Origin of the sequence: Longimicrobium sp., from assembly GCF_048594345.1 — a bacterium.
Lineage (GTDB): Bacteria > Gemmatimonadota > Gemmatimonadetes > Longimicrobiales > Longimicrobiaceae > Longimicrobium.
On sequence record NZ_JBMDXM010000061.1, the window covers coordinates 1 to 5,310 of the forward strand.

Consider the following 5,310-nt stretch of genomic DNA (forward strand, 5'->3'; position numbering starts at 1 on the left):
GTCATCCTTGTGTGTTGACGATGTGCTAAGTTCACCTTCGTAGGGTCAACTCGTTCATCCTGTGGTTGACCAAACCGTCCCTCAGCCTGGGTGGCCCTACGGAAGGCGGTCGCAAGAGCTCGAACAGTTGGGTGGTCAAAGCCGCACTTGCAAGGTGGAGCCAAAAAGCGACCTGTATTTCGTTCAACCTCGGAGGGATTGGTCCGGATGGCAACGCAGTTCTTTGTGGGGATCGATGTTTCGAAAGCCACGCTCGACGTGTGCATTCTTCCGACGGGCGAGTCGTTTCAGGTCAGCAACGACACGGCTGGAATCGGCGAGCTTCTGAACCAGCTGCGCCCGCTTTCTCCGGAGCGGGTGGTGATGGAGGCGACCGGCGGGTACGAGACGGAAGCCGCGGTGACGCTCTTCCTGGCCCGCTTCAAGGTCTGTGTGGTGAACCCGCTCCAGGTGCGTTCGTTCGGCAGGGCGGACGGGCAGTTCGCGAAGACGGACCGCATCGACGCGGGCGTGATCGCGAAGTTCGGCGAGCGCATGCGGCCGGAGGTGCGCACGCTGGCGGACGCGGCGCTGCGGGAGCTGGACGCGCTGGTAACGCGGCAGCGCCAGGTGCAGCAGATGATCACGTCCGAGAAGAACCGGATGGGGGTGAGCGCGAAGGCGCTGCGCCCGCGCATCCAGGCGCACATCGACTGGCTCAAGCAGGAGATGGAGTCGATCGGTTCCGAACTGGAGGTGGCGCTCCAGAAGAGCCCTGTCTGGCAGGCGAAGGTGGCGCTGTACACCACCACGCCCGGGATCGGTGAGAAGACGGCGCAGAGGCTGGTCGCACAGTTGCCGGAGCTGGGGCTTCTTCGTGGAAAGCAGATCGCGGCGCTGGTGGGTGCTGCGCCCTTCCCGCGAGACAGCGGTGTCTTCAAGGGACAACGGCGGATCCGTGGCGGACGAGCAGACGTGCGCTGCGCACTGTACATGGCGACGGTGACGGCGAAGCGATGGAATCCGGTGATCAAGGCGCTGTACGAGCGGCTGCGCGCACGAGGGAAGCCGTACAAGGTCGCGATGATCGCGTGCCTGCGGAAGCTGGTGGTGATCCTGAACACGATGGCGCGCACCAACACACCTTGGAATCCGGCTCTCGCGACCAAGGCCTGAGACACAGTTGCTGAGGGAGCGCCCGCGTGTACTCAAAAGTCACACAACCGCTTGTGCGCGACCGAAGGATCTTTGTCGGGTCGCGCAAGGCCCAGCCCTCGGGAGCCGTTCAACCTCAGCCAGACAGACCAGATCCTTAAGTCGCGCACAAACGGTTGTGATCGTTCAGGTTACGTGTGGCGCTCCCTCAGGGAATCAACACTTCGGGGTTCGGGATTCAGCGACACACTCCACACCAACGCCACGGGGCAGAGGGTCCAATTCCGCCTCCAGGCTACCGCTTGGTGCTGATCCGCATCCCGTTGGGCGCAAAGCCGGGCTGCGGCGGCTCGGGCGCCCTGGGTGCAGGGGCGGCGGGTTTGCGGTCGCGAGACGAATCTCGGCTCGGCGCATCCTTCGATTGGGATGGCTTCCCCGCCCCGCCCTGCGGCGCGGACGCCGGCTTTCCACCGCCGGATGGACGTACGGCGCCGGGCTGCGTCTTCATCGAAAGGGCGATGCGCTTGCGGGGAACGTCGACCGACATCACCCGCACCGTCACCCGGTCGCCCACCTTTGCCGCGTCGTTGGGATCGCGGACGAAGCGGTCGGAAAGCTCGGAGACATGGACCAGCCCGTCCTGGTGCACGCCGATGTCCACGAACGCGCCGAACGCGACCACGTTGGTCACCGTCCCCTGCAGCGACATCCCTTCCTTCAGGTCCTCGATGGACTGCACGTCGTCGCGGAACGCCGGCGCCTCAAACTGCTCGCGCGGATCGCGGCCGGGCTTCTTGAGCTCGGCGACGATGTCCTCCAGCGTTGGCAGGCCCACGCCGTCGCCCACGTACTTCGTCAGGTCGATTCGCGAAACCGCCGCGTCGTTCCCGACGAGCGTGGTCATGTCGACGGACAGGTCCTTCGCCATCCGCTCCACCAGCTTGTACCGCTCCGGGTGCACCGCGGAAGAGTCCAGCGGGTGCGCGCCGCCGCGGACGCGCAGAAAGCCGGCGGCCTGCTCGTACGTCTTGGGTCCCAGCCCGGGCACCTTCTTCAGCAGCTCCGCGCGGCTGCGGAACGGCCCCTCGCCGTCGCGCTGCTGTACGATGCGCTGCGCCACGTTGGGCCCGATCCCCGCCACGTAGCTCAACAGCGCGGGCGAGGCCGTGTTCAGCTCCACCCCCACGCGGTTCACGCAGCTCTCCACCGTCTCGTCCAGGCGCCGCTTCAGGCGCGTCTGTGAGACGTCGTGCTGGTACTGCCCCACGCCGATGGACTTGGGATCGATCTTCACCAGCTCCGCCAGCGGGTCCTGCAGCCGCCGGGCGATGGAAACGGCCGACCGCATCGTCAGGTCCAGATCCGGAAACTCCTCCCGCGCGATGTCGGACGCGGAGTAGACGGAGGCACCCGCCTCGTTCACCATCACCACCGCCGGCCGGCGATCCCCCGGCAGATCGCGCACGACCTCCTTGGCCAGCCTGTCCGACTCCCGGCTCGCCGTCCCGTTGCCCACGGCGACCAGCTCCACCCCGTGCTGCTGGATGATCATCGCCAGCTCGCGCCGGGCGCGGTCCTCCTGGTGCAGGTAGACGATCCCCGTCGCCAGCAGCGCGCCGGTGTTGCTGACGACGGCCAGCTTGCACCCCGTGCGGTATCCCGGGTCCATCCCCAGCACCGTCCGTCCGCCCGCGGGGGGCTGAAGTAGCAGCGCCTCCAGGTTCTTGCCGAAGATGGCGATCGCCTCCTCGTCCGCGCGCGTCTTGAGCTCCATCCGCACCTCCACTTCCACCGACGTGGAGATCAGGCGGCGATACGCGTCGTCCACCGCCATCCCCATCTGCTCCGGCGCGCGGTGGCCGTCCAGAAAGCGGCGGCGCAGCGAGGCCGTGATCTCCTCGTCCGGCGCCACGATTCGCGCCGTCAGAAAGCCCTCGGTTTCGCCGCGGCGCACCGCCAGGATGCGGTGGCTGGGCATGTCCTTGAGCGGGCCGCTGAAGTCGTAGTAGTCCTGGAACTTGCTGACCTCGTTCTCCTTGCCGCGCGCCGCCTTGCTTTCCAGCACGCCGCGCAGCCGCACCTGGTCGCGCACGTACGCCCGTGCCGACGCGTCCTCGCTCACCCGCTCCGCCGCCACGTCGCGCGCGCCCGCCAGCGCGTCCTCCGCGCTCGCGACACCTTTTTCCGCGTCCACGAAGAATGCGGCCCGCGCCTTGAGCTCCGCGTCCGTCACCTGGCCCGCCCACAGCAGCTCCGCCAGCGGCCCCAACCCGCGCTCCAGGGCGATGGTGGCGCGGGTGCGGCGCTTGGGCTTGTAGGGCAGGTACAGGTCCTCGAGCGCGCTCTTGGTTTCCGCGCGGTCGATGGAGGCCCGGAGCGCGGGCGTGAGCTTGCCCTGCTCGTCGATGGACTTGAGGATGGCGGCGCGCCGCTCGTCCAGGTCGGCCAGGTACTCGTGGCGGTCGCGGACGTCGCGGATCTGCACCTCGTCCAGCTCGCCGGTGGCTTCCTTGCGGTAGCGCGCGACGAACGGGATGGTGTTGCCGGCCAGCAGCAGCTCCAGGGCGGCGGATACCTGGCCCGGGCGCAGGCCCAGCTCGGCCGCGATCTTTTCGGCGTAGACGGAAGACGGCACGGCAGTGCGTGAGTGCGTTAGTGCGTGAGTGCGGAAGTAGCCGGAGGGCCGCCCCCGCGAGCGCAGGAAAGGTATGCGAGGCGGCGGGGGAGGTCCACTCTTGCGGATCGGGAAGTTCTTGGTTGGAGGAGGAGGGCCGGCATACAGCCGGAGCGGCTGAAGCCGCCGCAACGACTGCGGAAAGCCCCACAAACTACGTGGGGCTTCAACTGATCGGGGCCGGCGCGCGGCAGGAACCGCGGCAATCGCCGTAATCGCGGCAGGAATCGCGGCAATCGCGGCACGCGGCAGGAATCGCGGACAGTGGAAACCCGTCGATCAAACCGGCGTCCGTCCGGAGCGGCTAAAGCCGCCGCTAGGAAAGCGGTAAGCCCCGCCCTGACAACGCTTCGCGTTGCCCGGCGGGGCTTCAACTGCTCCGGAGGTCAGCCTCTCAGCGCGGGACCGACGTCCGGCGGGCTCGATGCTCGCGCACCCCGCGGCACCTGCCCTGGTTGGATTCGATGATCCTTGACGACCAGTCTTACAAAGTGTATGCATGGAGTATGAATATTCCGAAACTCTCGGCGAAAGAGGCGGAAGTGCTTCGCCTGCTGATCGCCAACGGCGAGATGTACGGACTTGAGATGGTCCAGCGCTCAACGATGCTGAAGCGCGGAACCGTCTACGTTACCCTGAGCAGGATGAGTGACAAGGGGTACGTTGAATCCCGGCTCGAGGACGTCAGTCTCGGTGACGGTCCCGCGCGGCGCCTTTACCAAGTGACCGGGCTCGGCGTGCGTGCCTTCCGTGCAATGGAGCAAGCGGCCCGGGTGTTCGCGGGCGGGGAGATCGTATGGGGATACTGAACTGGTGGAATGGATCGCCTGCGCGGCCCTCCGGCGCCGAGATCTCCCAGGCTTTGGATAGCCTCGTACCTCCCCTCAAACCGCTTGACGATGACGAGTTGGCGGAGGTGCGGATCAGAGACGGACATGGTAACCGTGTCCGGGTCCGCCATATCCTGTTTCGCTTGCCGCCCAGGGCAACAACAGACGATCGAGCCAAACTCCTACAAATCGCTACAACTGTCAGAGATCGTGTGGAGCGAGGTGAAGACTTCGCGGAACTCGCTCGCGATGTCACGATGGAATTCGGAGGCCGGGGCTACGGTGGTGATTTGGAATTTTTTGAACGTAGTCGAATGGTGAAAGCGTTCGAGGCGGTCTTGTTCTCGCTGCAAGCCGGGAAAGTCAGCGGGCTAGTGGAAACGCCGTTCGGGTACCACGTGATCAAGGTGGTGGAGGGCAGCGAAGGCGCAATGCGAGACCACGCTGCGTTTCGGCAAGTCATACTGCGCGGAGAGCGCCAGCGAGCTGTAAGGCTGTACCTGGAGTGCCTGCAAATCCGCGCTTCGCTGCAGATACACAGCGATGCCGAGATAGTGCTGCGGGAGATGGCGAAGCGACCCGGCAAGAGGCCTGGTTTTTGGGCTGCCAAGCGCCCGCTGGTGCGCTTTAGTGGTGGAGCTCTGACAGTTGGAGAGATGGCCGAGCTTCTGA

The 5,310-nt window shown here is 66.1% G+C and carries 4 protein-coding genes; 3 read left to right on the forward strand and 1 reads right to left on the reverse strand.

What is annotated here, in order from left to right; genetic code table 11:
• Positions 1–207: 207 nt before the first annotated feature.
• Positions 208–1,155, forward strand: a complete 948-nt coding sequence (locus tag ACOJUJ_RS07235; RefSeq protein ID WP_420126187.1) for an IS110 family transposase — start codon at positions 208–210, stop codon at positions 1,153–1,155.
• A 274-nt stretch (positions 1,156–1,429) separates the two neighbouring features.
• Here ACOJUJ_RS07235 and ACOJUJ_RS07240 read toward each other — a convergent pair whose 3' ends face one another.
• A complete protein-coding gene (locus ACOJUJ_RS07240) occupies positions 1,430–3,769 on the reverse strand; it encodes a Tex family protein (protein WP_420126188.1) in 2,340 nt (779 codons plus the stop codon).
• A 503-nt stretch (positions 3,770–4,272) separates the two neighbouring features.
• Here ACOJUJ_RS07240 and ACOJUJ_RS07245 point away from each other — a divergent pair.
• Together ACOJUJ_RS07245 and ACOJUJ_RS07250 are read left to right on the forward strand one after the other, a co-directional pair.
• Positions 4,273–4,617 carry a PadR family transcriptional regulator gene (locus ACOJUJ_RS07245; RefSeq protein ID WP_420126189.1) on the forward strand — a complete coding sequence of 115 codons (345 nt, stop codon included), beginning with the start codon at positions 4,273–4,275 and terminating at the stop codon, positions 4,615–4,617.
• Positions 4,605–5,310, forward strand: a 706-nt coding sequence (locus ACOJUJ_RS07250) for a peptidylprolyl isomerase (RefSeq protein ID WP_420126190.1), incomplete at its 3' end; no start/stop codon positions are given. The genes ACOJUJ_RS07245 and ACOJUJ_RS07250, both read left to right, overlap by 13 nt.

What these genes read in the sequence shown, in the direction of transcription:
- ACOJUJ_RS07235 (WP_420126187.1), top strand. Translation starts at nt 208, where the DNA reads ATGGCAACGCAGTTCTTTGTGGGGATCGATGTTTCGAAAGCCACGCTC.
- ACOJUJ_RS07245 (WP_420126189.1), top strand. Translation starts at nt 4,273, where the DNA reads ATGATCCTTGACGACCAGTCTTACAAAGTGTATGCATGGAGTATGAAT.